The organism is Pseudacidovorax sp. RU35E (genome assembly GCF_900156165.1).
Taxonomy (GTDB): domain Bacteria; phylum Pseudomonadota; class Gammaproteobacteria; order Burkholderiales; family Burkholderiaceae_C; genus Xenophilus.
The window spans coordinates 288,206-305,602 of record NZ_FTMY01000006.1 but is presented as its reverse complement, the minus strand read 5'-3'; the positions used below and the strand labels follow the sequence as shown (position 1 = coordinate 305,602).

16 protein-coding genes are annotated in these 17,397 nt (G+C 72.1%); 12 read left to right on the top strand and 4 right to left on the bottom strand.

Annotated features, from left to right (window positions below; all coding sequences use genetic code 11):
- Positions 1–66: 66 nt before the first annotated feature.
- The 3 genes from pyk to BXA03_RS13300 form a co-directional block, all read right to left on the bottom strand.
- Positions 67–1,482, bottom strand: a complete 1,416-nt coding sequence (gene pyk, locus BXA03_RS13310; RefSeq protein ID WP_076508423.1) for a pyruvate kinase — start codon at positions 1,480–1,482, stop codon at positions 67–69.
- Complete coding sequence (locus BXA03_RS13305; protein ID WP_076508420.1) at positions 1,479–2,798, bottom strand: glycerate kinase type-2 family protein; 1,320 nt, start codon at positions 2,796–2,798, stop codon at positions 1,479–1,481. The genes pyk and BXA03_RS13305 overlap by 4 nt, the downstream gene beginning before the upstream one ends.
- Before the next feature lie 118 nt (positions 2,799–2,916).
- Positions 2,917–4,005 (bottom strand): tartrate dehydrogenase, encoded by a 1,089-nt coding sequence (locus tag BXA03_RS13300; protein ID WP_076508417.1) that lies wholly within the window; start codon positions 4,003–4,005, stop codon positions 2,917–2,919.
- Positions 4,006–4,115: 110 nt separating this feature from the next.
- Between BXA03_RS13300 and BXA03_RS13295 the strand changes: the two genes are divergently transcribed.
- Complete coding sequence (locus BXA03_RS13295) at positions 4,116–5,036, top strand: LysR family transcriptional regulator (protein WP_076508414.1); 921 nt, start codon at positions 4,116–4,118, stop codon at positions 5,034–5,036.
- 9 nt (positions 5,037–5,045) lie between these two features.
- Here BXA03_RS13295 and BXA03_RS13290 read toward each other — a convergent pair whose 3' ends face one another.
- Positions 5,046–5,963, bottom strand: a complete 918-nt coding sequence (locus BXA03_RS13290) for a LysR family transcriptional regulator (protein ID WP_076508412.1) — start codon at positions 5,961–5,963, stop codon at positions 5,046–5,048.
- Between the two features lie 102 nt (positions 5,964–6,065).
- On the opposite strand from BXA03_RS13290, the gene BXA03_RS13285 reads away from it, so the two are divergent.
- From BXA03_RS13285 to BXA03_RS13235, 11 genes are all read left to right on the top strand, one after another.
- Positions 6,066–7,160 (top strand): LLM class flavin-dependent oxidoreductase, encoded by a 1,095-nt coding sequence (locus BXA03_RS13285; RefSeq protein ID WP_076508410.1) that lies wholly within the window; start codon positions 6,066–6,068, stop codon positions 7,158–7,160.
- 20 nt (positions 7,161–7,180) lie between these two features.
- Positions 7,181–8,122 (top strand): flavin reductase family protein, encoded by a 942-nt coding sequence (locus BXA03_RS13280; RefSeq protein ID WP_076508408.1) that lies wholly within the window; start codon positions 7,181–7,183, stop codon positions 8,120–8,122.
- A gap of 68 nt (positions 8,123–8,190) precedes the next feature.
- Positions 8,191–9,354 (top strand): acyl-CoA dehydrogenase family protein, encoded by a 1,164-nt coding sequence (locus BXA03_RS13275; RefSeq protein WP_076508406.1) that lies wholly within the window; start codon positions 8,191–8,193, stop codon positions 9,352–9,354.
- Positions 9,355–9,358: 4 nt separating this feature from the next.
- Positions 9,359–10,474, top strand: coding sequence for an acyl-CoA dehydrogenase family protein (locus tag BXA03_RS13270; RefSeq protein WP_076508403.1), 1,116 nt, complete (start codon positions 9,359–9,361; stop codon positions 10,472–10,474).
- The gene (locus tag BXA03_RS13265; protein WP_076508401.1) at positions 10,471–11,232 is read left to right on the top strand and encodes an enoyl-CoA hydratase/isomerase family protein; all 762 of its coding nucleotides are present in this window, start codon (positions 10,471–10,473) and stop codon (positions 11,230–11,232) included. Before BXA03_RS13270 ends, BXA03_RS13265 begins: the two co-directional genes overlap by 4 nt.
- Positions 11,229–13,373 carry an acetate--CoA ligase family protein gene (locus BXA03_RS13260; RefSeq protein ID WP_076508398.1) on the top strand — a complete coding sequence of 715 codons (2,145 nt, stop codon included), beginning with the start codon at positions 11,229–11,231 and terminating at the stop codon, positions 13,371–13,373. The genes BXA03_RS13265 and BXA03_RS13260 overlap by 4 nt, the downstream gene beginning before the upstream one ends.
- Entirely contained in the window at positions 13,370–14,137 is a 768-nt protein-coding gene (locus BXA03_RS13255; RefSeq protein ID WP_076508395.1) for an SDR family NAD(P)-dependent oxidoreductase, read from the top strand. Before BXA03_RS13260 ends, BXA03_RS13255 begins: the two co-directional genes overlap by 4 nt.
- Positions 14,134–14,532, top strand: a complete 399-nt coding sequence (locus tag BXA03_RS13250) for a VOC family protein (protein WP_076508392.1) — start codon at positions 14,134–14,136, stop codon at positions 14,530–14,532. Before BXA03_RS13255 ends, BXA03_RS13250 begins: the two co-directional genes overlap by 4 nt.
- Positions 14,529–15,083 carry a nuclear transport factor 2 family protein gene (locus tag BXA03_RS13245; RefSeq protein ID WP_076508389.1) on the top strand — a complete coding sequence of 185 codons (555 nt, stop codon included), beginning with the start codon at positions 14,529–14,531 and terminating at the stop codon, positions 15,081–15,083. The genes BXA03_RS13250 and BXA03_RS13245 overlap by 4 nt, the downstream gene beginning before the upstream one ends.
- Positions 15,080–16,375, top strand: coding sequence for an SDR family NAD(P)-dependent oxidoreductase (locus BXA03_RS13240; protein WP_083716059.1), 1,296 nt, complete (start codon positions 15,080–15,082; stop codon positions 16,373–16,375). The genes BXA03_RS13245 and BXA03_RS13240 overlap by 4 nt, the downstream gene beginning before the upstream one ends.
- A gap of 2 nt (positions 16,376–16,377) precedes the next feature.
- Positions 16,378–17,367 carry a Bug family tripartite tricarboxylate transporter substrate binding protein gene (locus tag BXA03_RS13235; protein ID WP_076508386.1) on the top strand — a complete coding sequence of 330 codons (990 nt, stop codon included), beginning with the start codon at positions 16,378–16,380 and terminating at the stop codon, positions 17,365–17,367.
- Positions 17,368–17,397 lie beyond the last annotated feature (30 nt).

Genomic DNA, 17,397 nt, shown 5'->3' with positions numbered 1-17,397 from the left:
GGCCGTCCCATCACGACATGCCTGTGCAGTGAAGGCTTTCTTAACCGCTGTTCAACAGTGGCGCGCTCACAGCGGTGCCACTCGCAGCAGGTTGGTGGTGCCCGGCGTGGCGAAGGGCATGCCCGCCGCGATCACGAGGAACTGGCCTGTCGTGCCGAAGCCGCCGCGCAGCGCGGTGTCCACCGCCACCTCGGTCATCTCCGACACGCTCTGCACTTCATGGCAGAGCACGGCATGGACACCCCAGGCCAGGGCCAGCCGGCGTGCGGTGGCGGTGCGGGGCGTCATGCCGATGATGGGTGCGTCGGGCCGTTCGCGCGCCATGCGCAGTGCCGAGTGGCCGGAGCTGGTATAGGCGACGGCCGCCGCCGCCCGCAGCAGGCCGGCCACGTCGCGCAGGGCCGCGCCGATCGCATCGGCCACGCGGGCCTGGGGCAGGGCGCGCGAGGCGTCGATGCCCGGCCGGTACGCAGCATCGCGTTCGGTGTGGTGGACGATGCGGTCCATCATGCGCACGGCCTCGACCGGATGGTTGCCGCTGGCCGATTCGGCCGACAGCATCACCGCATCGGCGCCTTCGTAGATGGCGGTGGCCACGTCCGACGCCTCGGCGCGCGTGGGCACGGGGGCGGCCACCATCGATTCGAGCATCTGCGTGGCCACGATCACCGGCTTGCCGGCGTCGCGGCAGGCCCGCACGATGCGCTTCTGCAGGGCGGGCACCTGTTCGGCCGGCAGTTCCACGCCGAGGTCGCCACGCGCCACCATCACGGCATCGGCCTCGGCCACGATGGCCTCCAGGCTGGCGATGGCTGCGGGCTTCTCCAGCTTGGCCACGATGCCGGCCTGTCCGCCCACCAGGGCGCGCAGTTCCACGATGTCCTCGGGCCGTTGCACGAAGGACAGGGCGACCCAGTCCACGCCCAGCTGCAGCCCGACGGCGAGGTCGGCGCGGTCCTTGGCCGTGAGTGCGGACAGCGGCAGCACCACCCCGGGCACGTTCACGCCCTTGCGGTCGGACAGGCGCCCGCCCGTCACGACCCGCGTGTGTGCGAAGCCCGGCCCGCAGGCTTCCACGCGCAGCCGGATGCGCCCGTCGTCGAGCAGCAGTTCGGTGCCGGCACCGAGCGCCTCGAAGATCTCCGGATGGGGCAGGGCGACCTGCGTGGCATCGCCCGCCGTGTCGGCGTCCAGCATCAGGTCGAAGCGCGCGCCGTCGGCCAGCGTCACCGGGCCGGCAGCGAAGGTACCGATGCGCAGCTTGGGGCCCTGCAGGTCCATCAGCACGCCGATGGGGCGCCCGGTCTGGCGCTCGATCTCGCGGATGGCCGCCAAGCGCCGCTGGTGGTCCTGCGCGGTGCCATGGCTGAAGTTCAGGCGGAACACATCCGCACCTGCGTCGAAGAGCGCGCGGATGCGCTCGGGATGGTCGCTGGCGGGGCCCAGCGTGGCCACGATCTTGGCCTGTCGGTGTCGTCTCATGGGCGGGCGTGCGGACGGGCCGCGTCGTTGGACTCGCCGTGCGGGGGCAGCACCAGCACGGCCCGGAAGTCATTCACGTTGGTGCGGGTCGGGCCCGTGACCACGGCATCGCCCAGCGCCTCGAAGAAGGCGTGGGCGTCGTTGTCGTCGAGCCGCTCGCGCGGGCGCAGGCCGGCCGCATGGGCGCGGGCCAGCGTCTGCGGGCCGATCACGGCGCCGGCGGTCTCCTCGATGCCATCCACGCCGTCGGTGTCGGCCGCCAGCGCATGGATGCGCGGATGCCCCTGCAGCGCCAGGGCCAGCGCGAGCAGGAACTCCACGTTGCGCCCGCCCCGCCCGTGGCCGCGCAGGCTCACCGTGGTCTCACCGCCCGAGAGCAGCACGCAGGGAGCCACGAAAGGCTGGTTGCGGCGTGCCACCTGCAGCGCCATGCCGGCCATGACCTTGGCCACGTCGCGCGACTCGCCCTCGATGGCATCGCCGAGGATGTGCACGGCGATGCCCGCGCGCTCGGCCACCTGCGCCGCGGCTTCGAGCGCCCGCTGCGGCGTGACCGCCATGCGGTTCTCGATGAGGGGCAGGCGGGGATCGTGCGGCTTCGGTGTCTCGGCCTCGCCGGTGCGCAGCAGCGCCATGGCGGCCTCGGGCACGGCGATGCGGCGCCGGTGGAGGATCTCCAGTGCCTGCGCACAGTCGCTTGGATCGGGCACCGTGGGGCCGGACGCGATGTCCGCCGGGTCGTCGCCCGGCACGTCCGACAGCAGCAGGTTGACCACCCGCGCGGGCCGGCAGGCCAGCGCCAGGCGGCCGCCCTTGATGCCGGACAGGTGCCGCCGCACGCAGTTCATCTCGGCGATGGATGCGCCGCTGGCCAGCAGCTGGCGGGCGATGGCCTGTTCGTGGGCCAGGGTCAGCCCCGGCAGCGGCCAGGGCAGCAGGGCGGAGCCGCCGCCGGAGACCAGGCACAGCACCAGGTCCTCAGGCCCCAGGCCCCGCACGGCCGCCAGCAGGGCCGCGCTGGCGGCCAGGCCGGCGTCGTCCGGCACGGGATGAGCCGCCTCCATCACGCGGATGCGGCCGCAGGGGGCGCCATGGCCGTAGCGCGTGACGACCACGCCCGAGAGCTCGCCGGCCCAGCGGTCGTCGACCACCTGCGCCATGGCCGCCGCGGCCTTGCCGAAGCCGATCACCACGGTCCTGCCGGCGGGCGGCGACGGCAGCAGCGCCGGCAGGCACAGCGCCGGCTGGGCGGCGGCGACGGCGGCGTCGAACATGCCGCGCAGCAGGCGCAGCGGATCCTGCAGCGCAAACTGCATGGCAATTCCTTGGCGAAGTGAAGGGGAGGGCCCGCCGCGCTGCCGTGTGGCAGCGCAGGAGGCGGGCCTCAGGCGCCGCGGCGCCGCGCGCAGCGCAGGGCCGCGGACGGTGGGCTCATCAGGCCGCCATGCGCGCAGGCGAGCCGGCCAGCTGGCGGCAGACGGCCTCCGTCACCTGGGCCGTGGTGGCGCTGCCGCCCAGGTCGCGGGTGTGCAGGCGCACGTCCGCCGTGACCTGCTCGACGGCCTGCATGACGCGGGCGGCGGCCTCGTGCTCGCCGAGGTGCTCCAGCAGCATCACCACCGACCAGAAGGTGCCCACCGGGTTGGCCAGCCCCTGGCCCATGATGTCGAAGGCCGAGCCGTGGATGGGCTCGAACATCGAGGGATAGCGGCGCTCCGGGTCGATGTTGCCGGTGGGCGCGATGCCCAGGCTGCCGGCCAGCGCGGCGGCCAGGTCGCTCAGGATGTCGGCATGCAGGTTCGTGGCGACGATGGTGTCGAGCGTGGCCGGCTTGTTGACCATGCGCGCCGTCATGGCGTCCACCAGTTCCTTGTCCCAGGTGACGTCTGGAAACTCGTCCGCCACCTCCGCGGCGATCTGGTCCCACATCACCATGGCATGGCGCTGCGCGTTGCTCTTGGTGACCACCGTCAGCAGCTTGCGCGGCCGCGACTGGGCCAGGCGGAAGGCGAAGCGCAGGATGCGCTCCACGCCCACGCGGGTCATGATGGACACGTCGGTGGCCGCCTCGATGGGATGCCCCTGGTGCACGCGGCCGCCCACGCCCGAGTACTCGCCCTCGGAGTTCTCGCGCACGATGACCCAGTTCAGGTCCTGCGGCCCGCAGCGCTTGAGCGGCGCGTCGATGCCCGGCAGGATGCGCGTGGGACGCACGTTGGCGTACTGGTCGAAGCCCTGGCAGATCTTCAGGCGCAGGCCCCAGAGCGTCACATGGTCGGGGATGTGCGGATCGCCGGCCGAACCGAAGAGGATGGCGTCCTTGCCGCGCAGCGCCGACAGGCCGTCCTCCGGCATCATCACGCCGTGCTCGCGGAAGTAGTCGCCGCCCCAGCCGAAGTCCTCGAACTCGAAGCGGAAGGCCGCGCTGCCCTCGGCCAGCGCCTCCAGCACCTGCCGCCCCGCGGGCACGACCTCCTTGCCGATGCCGTCTCCGGGAATGGTTGCGATCTTGTAGACCTTCATGCTGTCTCCGCTGCAGTGATGGATTGCGATGGGGTCACTGTAGGCACTGCACGCCTCGGCGAACGCCGCTACAGTCAACCCGCTTTTAACCTGGGGTCAAGGATGGTGGCATGAGCGGCAGGATTCTTCCGGGCGACATCGGCTTCTTCTCGGCGCTGGCGCGTTCGGGCAGCCTGAGCGCGGCGGCCCGGGAACTCGGCATCACCACGCCCGCCGTGAGCAAGCACCTGGCCCAGATGGAGGCGCGCCTGCAGGTCGCGCTGGTCAACCGCACCACCCGCCGCATGAGCCTCACGCCCGAGGGCGAGACGCTGCTGGCGGGCGCCCGCCGGGTGCTGGCCGAGATCGATTCGCTGGACGAGCTGCTCTCGGGCACGCAGGCGCAGCCACAGGGGCTGCTGCGGGTCAATGCCACGCTGGGCTTCGGCCGCAGCCATGTGGCGCCCGTCATCTCCCGCTTCGTCCGCCAGTACCCCGACGTGGAGGTGCAGCTGCAGCTGTCTGTCAATCCACCGCCGCTGACCGACGACGCCTACGACGTCTGCGTGCGCTTCGGCGCGCCGCCCGAGGCCCGCGTGATCGCCCGGCATGTGGCGGCCAACCGGCGGCTGCTGTGCGCGGCGCCGGCCTACCTGGCCCGGCACGGCCACCCGCGCAATCCGGCCGACCTGGTGCGGCACAACTGCATCGGCATCCGGCAGGGCGAGGAGGCGTATGGCGTGTGGCGGCTCGCCAGCCATCGCACGCGGGGCAAGGCCGCCGAGTCGGTCAAGATCCGCGGCAACCTCACGACCAACGACGGCGAGATCGCCGTGGCCTGGGCGCTGGCGGGCCACGGCATCCTGATGCGGGCCGAATGGGACATCCGCCGCTACCTGGACAGCGGCCGGCTGGTGCAGGTGCTGCCGCAGTTCGACACGCCCGACGCCGACATCTATGCGGTCTATCCGCAGCGGCACCAGCACTCGGCGCGCGTGCGCGCCTTCGTCGACAGCCTGGCGCTGCAGCTCAACGGCAGCGCCGGCGCGTAGGCACCCGCCTCAGAGATCGGCCGGCGCGTCGTCCTGCAGCGCCTCGGCCACGAAGTCCACGAAGGCCCGCACCTTCAGCGGCAGGGCGCGGTTCTGGCGGAACACCGCGAAGATGCCGTTGGAGAAAGCCCGCACCGCGAAGCGGTACTCGGGCAGCAGGCGCACCAGCGTGCCGTCCTGCAGGTTGCTGCGCACCGTGGGCTCGGACAGCAGCGCCACGCCCATGCCGCCCAGCGCGGCCAGCCGCAGCATCTCGCCGTTGTTGGCGCTCAGCACGCCCTGGATCGCCAGCTCCTGCTGCACGCCCTGTTCGTCCACGTACTTCCAGCTCGTGGCCTCGTGCTCGCGCCGGTAGGTGAGGCACCGGGCCTGCGGCAGGTCGTTCGGGTGCCTGATGCGCGAATTGGTCTTGAGGTAGGCCGGGCTGGCCACCAGCACCTCGTCGCTGGAGAGCAGCCGCTTGATGACGAAGCCCGAGTCGTTGGATTCGCCGGTGCGGATGTCCACGTCGAAGTCGTGCTCGACCAGGTTGACCGGATGCTCCGACAGCTCGATCTGCACCTGGATGTCCGGATAGCGCTGGGCGAAGCGCGGCAGCAGCGGCGCCACCACGCGCAGGCCGATGTGGGTGCGCGAATGCACCCGCAGCCGGCCTTCGGGCCGCTGGCGGGCGCTGCGCGCGGCCTGCTCGGCATCGGCCATGGCCTCCAGCACGCCCTCGGCGCGCGAGAGGAAGGCCTGGCCGGCCTCGGTCATCTTGAGGTTGCGGCTGGTGCGATCCACCAGCTGCACGCCCAGCTCCTCCTCCAGCGCGCTGATGCGCCGCGAGATGGTGGCCGGCGACAGGCTCAGGCTGCGGGCCGCGGCCGAGAGGCTGCCCTTGCGTTGGGTGGTGACGAAGATGCGCAGCGAGTCGAGGGCCTTCATTTCGAAAGACGCAAAGAAGGTGTGCGCATGACGGTGCGCTGGCAGGCCGGGGCGTTCCTAGCATTGATCCACGTCACGAACCAACGATCAGGAGCAACGGCCATGGACTTCGGAATCTTCATTCTGATGCAGCAGCGAAACAAACATAAGACCTCGCACGAGATCCTGCGGGACGCCGTCGAACAGACGCGTCTGGCGGACGAGCTGGGCTTCGGCGCGGCATGGTATGCCGAGCACCATTTCAGCAACTACGGCATGTGCTCGTCGCCGCTGACGATGATCGCGCATTGCGCGGCCGCCACGCGCCGCATCCGCCTGGGCACGGGCATCGTGGTGGCGCCGCTGTACACGCCGGCCCGCCTGATCGCCGACGTGGCGATGGTGGACCAGCTGTCCAACGGCCGGCTCAACCTGGGCATCGGCTCGGGCTACCAGCACTTCGAATTCGAGCGCTTCGGCGTCGCGCTGGACACGGCCAAGGCCCGCACCTTCGAGATGCTCGACATGCTGGAAATGGGCCTCAAGCAGCCCAAGTTCAGCTACGACGGCCAGTACTACCAGCAGCCGATGAGCGCCATCAGCCAGCGCGCCGTGCAGCAGCCCGGCCCGCCGATGTGGATCACGAGCGTCGATCCGAGCTTCGTCGCCCGCGCGGTGCGCGGCAATCACCATGTGTTCGTCTCCGGCGGCGATGGCGGCCTGGAGAAGCTGGCCGGCACCCGCGCCCTCATCGACCGCGTGGCCACGCAGGAGGGCAAGGACCCTGCCGCCGTGCCCGTGGGCCTGCTGCGCGCCGCCTACGCCAGCAACGACAAGGACGAGGTCGAGAAGTACCTGGACTGCGCCCGCTACCAGCGCCGCATCGCCGTCAGCCTCAAGCGGCGCACGGCGCAGATCGCCGACGACTACCAGGTCGAGGAAGGCATCGTCGAGGGCGAGCCGACGCTGGACGAAATGCGCGCCCTGCTGCCCGTGGGCAGCATCGACACGGTGATCGAGCGCGTGGTCAACGAGATCCGCACGCTCAAGCCGGTGCACTACTGCTTCCAGACGCAGATGGGCGACTTCGACCACCCGACCATGCTGCGCCAGCTGCGCACCTGGGCCGAGGTCATCATCCCGACCGTGCAGCAGGAGATCGCCAACGATCCGCCGCACCGCGCCGCGGCCGCCCAGCCCGAGCTGGCCACCGCCTGAGCCGCACGCCGAGGCCTGCCATGACCGCGCTTGCCACCGCCGAACGCACCCGGCCCGCCATCGAGCCCACGTTGCTGCGCCAGCACCTGGGCTGCTTCCCGACCGGCGTGGCCATCGTCACCACGCGCACGGCCGACGGCCAGCCCGCGGGGCTGACCTGCAACAGCTTCAGCTCGGTCTCGCTGGAGCCGCCGCTGGTGCTGTTCAGCCTGCGCAAGGCCAGCCGCCTGCTGGAAACCTTCCAGCAGGCCGAGGGCTTCGCCATCCACATCCTGGGCGAGCACCAGGACGCGCTGTCGGGCCGCTTCGCCTCCAGCAGGATCGAGCACAAGTTCGAGGGCGTGGCCTGGCGCGAGGGCGAGCTGGGCATGCCGCTGCTGGACGACTGCCTGGCCAGCTTCGAATGCCGCCTGTTCGCCGCCCATGACGCGGGCGACCATGTCATCTTCATCGGCGAGGTTCACCACCTGGGCGCCGGCACCGGCGAGCAGGCGCTGGTGTTCTACAAGGGCGCCTACATGCGCCTGGCCGAGTCGCTGCGTCAGCGCGTGGTGCAGGGCGGCATGGGCGATGCCGACGTGGACGAGGCCTACCGCACGCTCTACGGCCGGCTGCTGCGCCTGGCGTGCGAACGCGCGAGCGAGGACGAGATCGACGCCATCGAGGCGGCCGCCGCGCTGATCGAGGCCCATCCCGAGGATGCACCGCTCAAGGCCCGCATCGACTCGGCCAGCGCCTTCTTCGGCGCCATCGCCGCTGCTGGCCACAACGACGCGCTGATGCTCATGGCCCAGACCATGACCACGGTGCTGCGCGAGCGCATGACCCATGTGCTGTCGGTGCGCGCGCGGCCCGACCTGTACCCGCTGCGGCGCGCCGTGGTGCGCCACCTGCGCGCCCGCGATGCCGAAGGCGCTGCCGCCGCGCTCGATGCGCTGATCGACCAGCTGCGCCGCGGCTGAGCGCCGCTCCTTCCGCCCCGTGGCCCGTGCGCCTGGGGCGGTCCGAATGAGAGAGACGAGGAGACACGATGTCCATCGACTACGCCGCGTTCCGGCGTGAACTGGAGGCCTTCGCCCGCGAGGCCTGCCCGCCGGAGATCCGGGCCGTGGTGGCCGCCGGCCAGAAGATCACCAAGCGCGAGTACCAGGCCTGGCAGAAGATCCTGAACGACCGCGGCTGGGGCGCACCCAGCTGGCCGGTGGAAGTCGGCGGCACCGGCTGGGACATCCGCCAGCGCCTGATCTTCGAAGAGGTGATGGCCGAGAACGACTGCCCGCCGCTGTACCACCATGGCCTGGGCCACATCGGCCCGGTCATCATCCGCTTCGGCACGCCCGAGCAGAAGGCGCGCTTCCTGCCGCGCATCCTGGATGGCGCGGACTGGTGGTGCCAGGGCTATTCGGAGCCCGGTTCGGGCTCCGACCTGGCCTCGCTGCAGACCAGCGCCCGCCGCGATGGCGAGCACTGGGTGGTCAATGGCCAGAAGATCTGGACCTCCCACGCGCACGAGGCCAGCATGATCTACATGCTGGTGCGCACCTCGAAAGAGGCGAAGAAGCAGGAGGGCATCTCGCTGCTGCTGGTGCCCATGGACACGCCCGGCATCACCGTGCGGCCCATCCGCACCATCGACGGCTGGCACCACCTCAACGAGGTCTTCTTCGACGAGGTGCGCGTGCGTGCCGACAACCTCATCGGCGAGGAAGGCAAGGGCTGGACCTGCGCCAAGTTCCTGCTGGAACGCGAGCGCCTGCCCCCGGCCAACGTGGCCCGGCTGGCACTGATGCACCGCCAGGTCTCGGCGCTGCTGCAGCAGGCCGCGCAGGCGGCCGGCAGCCGGCGCGACTTCGGCGTGCTGCAGCACAAGCTGCTGCTGTGCGAGGCCGAGCTGCAGGGGGCGCGCGTGATGATGGCCAGCGCCACCGACGACCTGATCCACCAGCGGCCACTGGGCGTGCAGCCCTCGGCCATCAAGATGACCTGCGCCGACGTGGCGCAGCGCCTGACCACCATCGCCCTCGACGCGGTCGGCCCCGAGGCCGCGCACCGCTTCCTGGCCGAGGCCGGCGGCGAGGAGCTGCCCGCCGCCACCTGGATCCAGAACTACATGTTCACCCGCGCCCGCACCATCGCCGGTGGCACCTCCGAGGTGCAGCGCAACGTGATCGCCAACGCGCTGCTGGGAGCCTGAGCCCATGTCGAACCACTTCTCCCCGCTCTTCCCCGGCATGCTCTTCGACGCGGCCGACCGCTTTGCGCAGGACCATCAGCACAGCGCCACCCTGCCCGGCGACCCCGTGCGCGAACTGGGCTGGACTGCCACGCTCGTGCCCGAGGCCGACGGCGGCGTCGGCGGCACGCTGGCCGACCTCGCCAGCGTGGTCGAGGGCCTGGCCGCCCAGGGCCTGCAACTGCCCGTGATCGAGACCTGCGCCGTGGTGCCGCTGCTGCTGCGTGCCGCGCCGGCCGAGGTGGCCGGGCCCTGGCTGCAGGCCGTGGCCGAGTCCGAGGTGCAGATCGCGCCGCTGGCCGCGCTGTCGCATCTGCCCGAAGACGGCACCCTGCGTGCGGTCCGCAGCGAAAGCGGCTTCGTGCTCGACGGCCGCGTGGACGGCGTGGACGCCACGCTGCCCGCCAGCCACTGGCTGGCCGCCGCCACGCTGGACGGCGCGCCGGCGCTCTTCCTCGTCGATGCGGAGCGCATCGGCGCCCCCGCCGCCCGCTACCGCACCATGGAAGGCCGGCAAGGCGCGGACTTCGTGCTGACCGGTGTCTCGGTGCCCGCCACCGCCCTGCTGATGCAGGGCGAGCCGCTGCGCGCCGCGCTGGCCGACGCGGGCGACGCGGCCCTGCTGCTCACGCTGGTCGACACCGTCGCGGCGCAGGCCGCGCTGATCCGCCACACGATCACGCACCTGCAGGAACGCCGGCAGTTCGGCGTGGCGCTCGCCACCTTCCAGGTGCTGCGCCACCGCGTGGCCGACATGTACGTCAAGGCGCAGTGCGCCCAGGGCCTGGTGGTGCATGCCTTCCAGGCGCAGGAGTCGGCCGCGCCCCAGCTGCGCCGCACGCTGCAGCTGGCCAAGCTCTCCATCGCCGAGACGGCGCGCGCCGCGGCCGAGGCGGCCATCCAGATGCACGGCGGCATGGGCCTGAGCGAGGAGGTGCTGGCCACCCGCCTGGCCCAGCGGCTGATCGCCTCGGAGTTCCGCTACGGCGACCGGCTGACCCAGCTCGCCGTGCTGCTGCATGCGGCCCCCGCTTCCTCCACCCCTTCTTCTGCCAACACCCTCCCTGGGAGCGCGCGATGAGCATCCACCTCGAAGTCTCCGAATACATCGCCGTCGTGCGGCTGGACAAGCCGCCCGTCAACGCCCTCGACCGCGCCTCGCGCCGCGACCTCATCGCCGCCTTCGACGAGATCTCCGAACGCAGCGACGTGCGCGTGGCCATCCTCACCGGCACCGGCAAGGCCTTCTGCGCCGGTGCCGACCTCAAGGACCGGCCGAACGCCGACAAGGCGGGCGACTTCCTCGACCACAACCGCTGGACCCGCGAGACGGGCAATGCCATCCGCGAATGCGCCAAGCCGGTGATCGCGGCCATCAACGGCCCGGCGCTGGGCGCGGGCTTCGGCCTGATGGCGGCCTGCGACATCTTCCTGGCCAGCGAGGACGCCACCTTCGCCATGCCCGAGATCAACGTCGGCCTGGCCGGCGGCGTCTCGATGCTGCGCACGCTGGTGGGCCGCTCGTTCACGCGGCGCATGTTCTTCACCGGCATGAAGGTGTCGGCCGCCGAGCTGTACCGCCGCGGCGTGCTCGACGAGGTGGTGCCGGCCGATCAGCTGATGCCGCTGGCCATGGAGATCGCGCAGGACATCGCGTCCAAGGCGCCGCTGGCCGTGGCCTATGCCAAGCAGGCCGCCAACATGATGGACCTGATGCCCCAGCGCGACGGCTACCGCGTGGAGCAGAACTTCACCATGGCGCTGTCGCGCACCGAGGACGCCAAGGAGGCCCGCCAGGCCTTCCTTGAAAAGCGCCCACCGGTCTACAAGGGACGATGAGCATGCGCCCCGACATCGACGTCGGCCACGGCCTGGAGGCGCTGTTCGCGCCGCGTTCCATCGCCATCGTGGGCGCGTCCGACGACGTGACCAAGATCGGCGGCCGGCCGCTGCAGTTCCTGCGCAAGTACGGCTTCGCGGGCGCGATCTACCCGGTCAACCGCAAGGCGGCCGAGGTGCAGTCGCTGCGCGCCTACCCCGATGTGGCTGCGCTGCCCGAGGCGCCCGAGCTGGCCGTCATCGCCGTGCCGCCCGAGAGCGTGCCGCAGGCCGTGCGCGACTGCGCCGCCCGCGGCGTGAAGGCGGCCGTGGTGCTCTCCGCAGGCTTCTCCGAGATGGGCGAGGCCGGGGCGCGGCTGCAGGCCGAGATCGGCCGCATCGCCCGCGACACCGGCCTGCGCGTGGTGGGTCCCAACTGTTTGGGCGCCATCGGCGTGCCGGCGAAGAGCATCGCCACCTTCTCGGTGGCGCTGGAGTCCGCCTTTCCTGCGCCGGGGCCCGTGGGCATCGTCTCGCAAAGCGGCAACCTGGGCAGCTACACGCTGCGCCTCGCGTCCGAGCGAGGCCTGGGCATCAGCCGCATGCTGACCACCGGCAACGAGTGTGACGTGGACATCGCCGATGCCATCGCCTCGGCCGCGGCCGACCCGGGCACCCGCGTCATCCTCTGCTGCATGGAAACCTGCCGCGACGGCGACAAGCTGCGCCGCGCGATGGCCCTGGCCCGCGCCGCGGGGAAGCCCCTGGTGGTGCTGAAGGTCGGCGTCTCCGAAGCCGGCAGCGCCGCAGCGGCCTCGCACACCGGCGCACTGGCCGGCTCCGATGCGGTGTTCGACGCCGTGCTGCGCGAGGGCGGCGCCCTGCGCGTGCCCAGCATCGAGCAGCTGCTGGACGTGGGCCATGCGCTGGCCGTGCTCGGCGAAGGCCGTCTGCCCAAGGGCCGGCGCATCGCGGTGCTCACGGCCTCGGGCGGCTTCGGCGTGCTGCTGGCCGATGCGGCCAGTGCGCAAGGCCTGACGCTGCCGCGCCTGGCCGAGGCCACCCAGCAGCGCATCCTGCAGGCGGTGGCCTTCGCGGCACCGGCCAATCCGGTGGACATGACGGCCCAGGTCTCCAGCCGGCCCGAAGTGCTGGCCCAGGTGCTGGACGCTGTGGCTGCCGATCCGGTCTGCGACACGCTGCTGCTTCAGTCGGCCAATGCCTTCCATGTGCCGCGGCTGCGCGACGTCTTCCTGGCCGCGCTCACGCAGATGCGCGAGCGGCATCCGCAGCGGCTCATCGTGCTGTGCGCGCGGGCGCCTGCGGAGGTGCGGCGGCAACTGGACGCGCTGGGCATCCCGGCCATCGAGGGCATCGACGCCGCCTGCGCCACCGTGGCGGCTTTGGCGACGCTGGGCACGCAGTCCGCGCAACAACCGACCGTCGAAACGATGCCACGCGCGCCCCTTGCGGCCGAAGCCTTCGCCACCGAGGCCAGCGCCAAGGCGGCCCTGGCCGCCGCCGGCCTGCCGGTGCTGCGCGAGGTGGTCGCCACCACGCGCGACGAGGCGGTGGCCGCGGCACGCGCCATCGGCTTCCCGGTGGTGCTGAAGATCGTCTCGCCCGACATCGCCCACAAGACCGAGGTGGGGGGCGTGGTGGTGGACGTGCGCAGCGAGGGCCAGCTCATCGACGCGCACGACACCATGCGGGCCCGCGTCGCCGACAAGGCGCCCCATGCCCGCATCGACGGCGTGCTGGTGGCGCAGATGGCGCCGGCCGGCTGCGAGCTGATCCTGGGCACCAAGACCGATCCCGTCTTCGGGCCCATGGTCATGGTCGGCCTGGGCGGCATCCATGCCGAGATCTGGAAGGACGTGGCCCTGCGCCCCGCACCCGTCGATGCGGCCGGTGCCGAGGCCATGCTGCGTTCGCTCCAATCCTTCGCGCTGCTGGACGGCGCGCGCGGCCGCCCCAAGGCGGACGTGGCCGCCGCCGCCCAGGCCATCGCCGCGCTGTCGCGCTTTGCCGCCCGGCATGCCGACGACGTGGCCGAGATCGACATCAACCCGCTGGTGGTGCTCGACGCCGGCCAGGGTGCCTTTGCGCTCGATGCGCTGCTGGTGCCCACCTCCAAGACCGAGAAGGACGTTCACGCATGACCGCCACCCTTTCCCCACTGACGGGCCGCACGGCCTTCATCAGCGGCGCCGGCCACGGCATCGGCCGTGCCACGGCGCTGGCCCTGGCGGCGCGCGGCGCCGTCGTCGGCATCAATGACCTCAAGCCCGAGTTCGTGGAAGACGCCGTGGCAGCGGTGCGCGCCGCGGGCGGCCAGGCCATCGGCCTGCCCTGCGACGTCTCCACCCGCGACGGCATGCGCGAGGCGGTGCAGCGTTTCGCCTCCGACGCCGGCCGGCTCGACGTGATGGTCAACAACGCCGCCTGGGTGCGCTACCAGACGGTGGCGGAGATCACGCCCGAGGTGATGGACCGCATGGTGGAGATCGGCTTCAAGTCGGTGATCTGGGGCATCCAGGCCGCGGCCGAGGCCATGGATGCCGAACGGGGCGGCGCCATCATCAATGTGGCCTCCGTCGCGGCCTTCAAGTCGCCGATGCGCTCGGTGGTCTACAGCGGCATCAAGGCCGGCGTGCTGGGCATCACCCGCGCCGCCGCGGCCGACCTCGGTGCACGCCGCATCCGCGTCAATGCGGTGGCACCCGGCGCCGTGCCCACCGAAGGCACGGTGCGCAACCGCAATGCCGAGCTGGATGCCAGGCGCATCGCCCGCACGCCACTGGGCCGGCTGGGCACGGTGCAGGACATCGCGGATGCCATCGTCTTCCTCGCCAGCGACGAGGCGCGCTTTCTCAATGCAGAGGTGCTGCGGCTGGACGGCGGTGCCTCGGAGACCTCGCTGTGAGCGCCCCGGCCAGGGCCTTCGCGCCCACGCGGTTGCAGAATGTCTACCTGGTGGCCGAGCAACCGGCCGCGCTGCATGCCTTCTACAGCGAGGCCCTGGGCCTGTCGCTCAAGTTCGCTGATGGCGAGCGCTGGTACCAGTACGGCGTGGGCGGCGGCAATGTCTCGCTCGCCTGCCGCGAGGAGGCGGCGCCCGCCACCTCGGGCGCGGTGATGGTGTTCGAGGTGGCGGACTTCGATGGCGCCGCCGAGCGCATCGCGGCGGCCGGCGGCCAAGTGCTGGGCCTGCGCGACATGGGCCCGCATGGCGCGGTGCTGTCGCTGCGCGATCCCGAGGGGCATGTGGTGCAGCTCTTCCGGCGCTCGCCTCCGGCGGACGCCAAGGCACGGTCGTGAGCGGCACCCTGGCCGGCGCGGACGCATGGCAGGCCCTGCTGGACCGCGAGGCCATCCGCGACTGCCTGTACCGCTATTGCCGCGGCATCGACCGCTGCGACGAGGCGGCCCTGCGCTCGGCCTACTGGCCCGATGCCACGGACTGCCACGGCGCCTGGAAGGGCAGCGCCACCGGCTTCATCGACCAGGCGCTGACGAAGCTGCGCAAGGGCGGCCGGCGGGTGCACCAGATCAGCAACATCCTGATCGAACTCGCGGGCGACACGGCGGCGGTCGAGAGCAGCTTTCTCGCATTGCAGTCGACGGCGGCACAGCCCGGGCACGAGACTTTCCTCTGCGGTCGCTACGTCGACCGCTTCGAACGCCGCCAGGGCGAATGGCGCGTCGCCGACCGCACGGTCGTGTACGACTGGATCGAGGAGCGCGCGCGGCCCGAGCTGGCGCGGGGCGATGCGCAGCTCTTCGGCGTGCGGCAGCCGACGGCGGCGATGGCGCCCGCCGATCCGGTCTATGCGCTGCTGGCGGCGCTGCACGCGCCGGCGCGCCGATGACGACCCGCGTGCACGCGAGCGCGCCGAACAGCGGGCCCGGCCGAGAGGACGCCGGAAGCGGCTTCGCCAGTGCGGCCAGCGGACCCTTCAGCGGCGCAGCGCCGCGGCATGTGCTCGTCACCGGCGCCGCTGCCGGCATCGGCCGCGCCACCGCCCTGCGGCTCGCGCGCGACGGCTGGCACTGCGTGCTGGTCGATGCCGACACCTCGCGCCTCGCCCAACTCGCCGCCGACTGGCCCACCGATGCGCCGTCGCCGCGCATCCACCCCGTCGACCTGTGCGACGCCGCGCAGGTCGCGGCGCTCGGTGCCCACCTGCCAGCGCTGGATGCGTTGATCAACAACGCCGGCATGTCGGCCGGCGGCCGCGATGCGCTCGACGCCGGCAGCGAGCGGCTGCTGGCCCTCAACCTCGATGCGCCTGCGCGGCTGGTGCAAGCCTGCGCCGACCGCCTGCGGCCCGGCGCACGCGTGGTCAACGTGGCCTCCGGTGCGGGCCTGCGCGCCATTCCCTGGCGCGGGCTCTACAGCCCCAGCAAGGCCGGCCTCATCGCCCAGACTGCGGCCCTGGCGCAGGCGCGCCCGGACTGGACGGTCACCGCGCTGGCTCCGGGCTTCGTGCGGACCGAGCTGGTGCAGCAGCTGATCGACAGCGGCCGACTGGTGCCCGCGCAGGCCACGGCCAAGATCCCGCGGGGCCACATGGCCGAGCCCGAGGACATGGCCGAGGCGCTGTGCTTCCTGGCAGGGGAGGGCGCCCGGCCGCTGTCGGGCCAGCTGCTGGTCCTGGATGGCGGCTCGTCGGTGTCTGGCGGCAGCCAGCCGCTGCCGCCCGCCCAGGCACCGCTGCCGCCACTGGACATGGCCTGCACCCCGCACGACGCCGGCACGTCCCCCGGCGCGGGCGGCTATCCGGCCGTGCTCGATGCGAGCCTGATGACGGCCGCGCCAGGGCAGTGGCTGGAGACCTTGCAGGCCGCCGCACGGCGCTTCCGGCGCGCGCACACGGCCCAGGCCAGCCTCACGCTGCTCGTGCCGGCCGCGTTGCCCGCGCTGCCCTGGGCGCAGGCGGGCGATCCGGCGGCCGCCCGCATGCTGCTGCACACGCTGGCCGCCGAATGGGGCAGCCAGGGCCTTCGCATCAACGCCCTGGCCATCGACGGGCCCGCTGTGGGCGGAGGCGTACAGGCACTGCTGGCCTTCGTCGCGAGCCCGCGCTCACGCTTCCTCACCGGCCAATGGCTGCGTGCGGCCGCCGCAGCGACGACAACGATCCACCCTGAGGAGACATGACCATGAACCCCCTGCTTTCCAGCCGCCGGCGCCTTCTGGGCGCCGCGGCGCTGCTGGGCCTGCATCCCTTGATGGCCGGCGCCCAGTCCGGCGCTTGGCCGCAACGGCCGCTCAAGCTGGTGGTGCCCGGCCCGCCCGGTGCCGGCTCCGACATCTTCGCCCGGCTGCTGGCCGTGAACCTGCAGGAGGCCCTGGGCCAGCCGGTGGTGGTCGACAACCGGGCTGGCGCCAACGGGCTGATCGGCAACGAAGCCGTGGCGCGCGCCGCGGCCGACGGCTACACACTGCTGCTGTCGCCGTCGTCCGCCATCGCCATCAACCCGGTGATCCAGCCGCGCATGCCCTACGACGCTCGCAAGGACCTGCAGCCCGTGGCACAGGTGGGATCGGCCGGCGTGCTGCTGGTGGCGAACCCCGCCACCGGACTGCGCTCGCTGGCCGACCTGGTGCGCGCCGTGCGTGCGCAGCCGGACCGCATCGTCTACGGCTCCTGGGGCAGTGGCTCCACGGGCCACCTGGTGATGGAAGGCATCAAGGCCGAATACGGGCTGGTCATGCCGCATGTGCCGTACAAGGGCGTGTCGCCGCTGGTGGCCGACCTGCTGGCCAACACCATCGGCGTGGGCTTCGTCGACATCGCGTCGCCGGTGCCGCACATCCGCGCCGGCAAGCTGGTGGCCCTGGGCTGCACCGGCTCCGCCCGCGGCCCGGCCCTGCCCGAGGTGCCCACGCTGACCGAGCAGGGCTACCGCTTCGACGTCGATGGCTGGTACGGCGTTTTCGTGCCCGCGGGCACGTCGCCCGCGGTGGTGCAGCGGCTCAACCGCGAGATCAACCGCATCTTGGCAACGCCCGAGGTGGTGCAGAAGTTCGCGGCGCAGAACATGCCGCGGCCCCCGCTGAAGTCGGCCGAGGAATTCAGCGCGACGGTCTGGCGCGACATGGACAGCTGGCAGGCGCTGGCGAGGACGGCGCGGCTGCGGGTGGAGTGAGGCGGGTCGACCTGCAGGAAACCCGCCAAG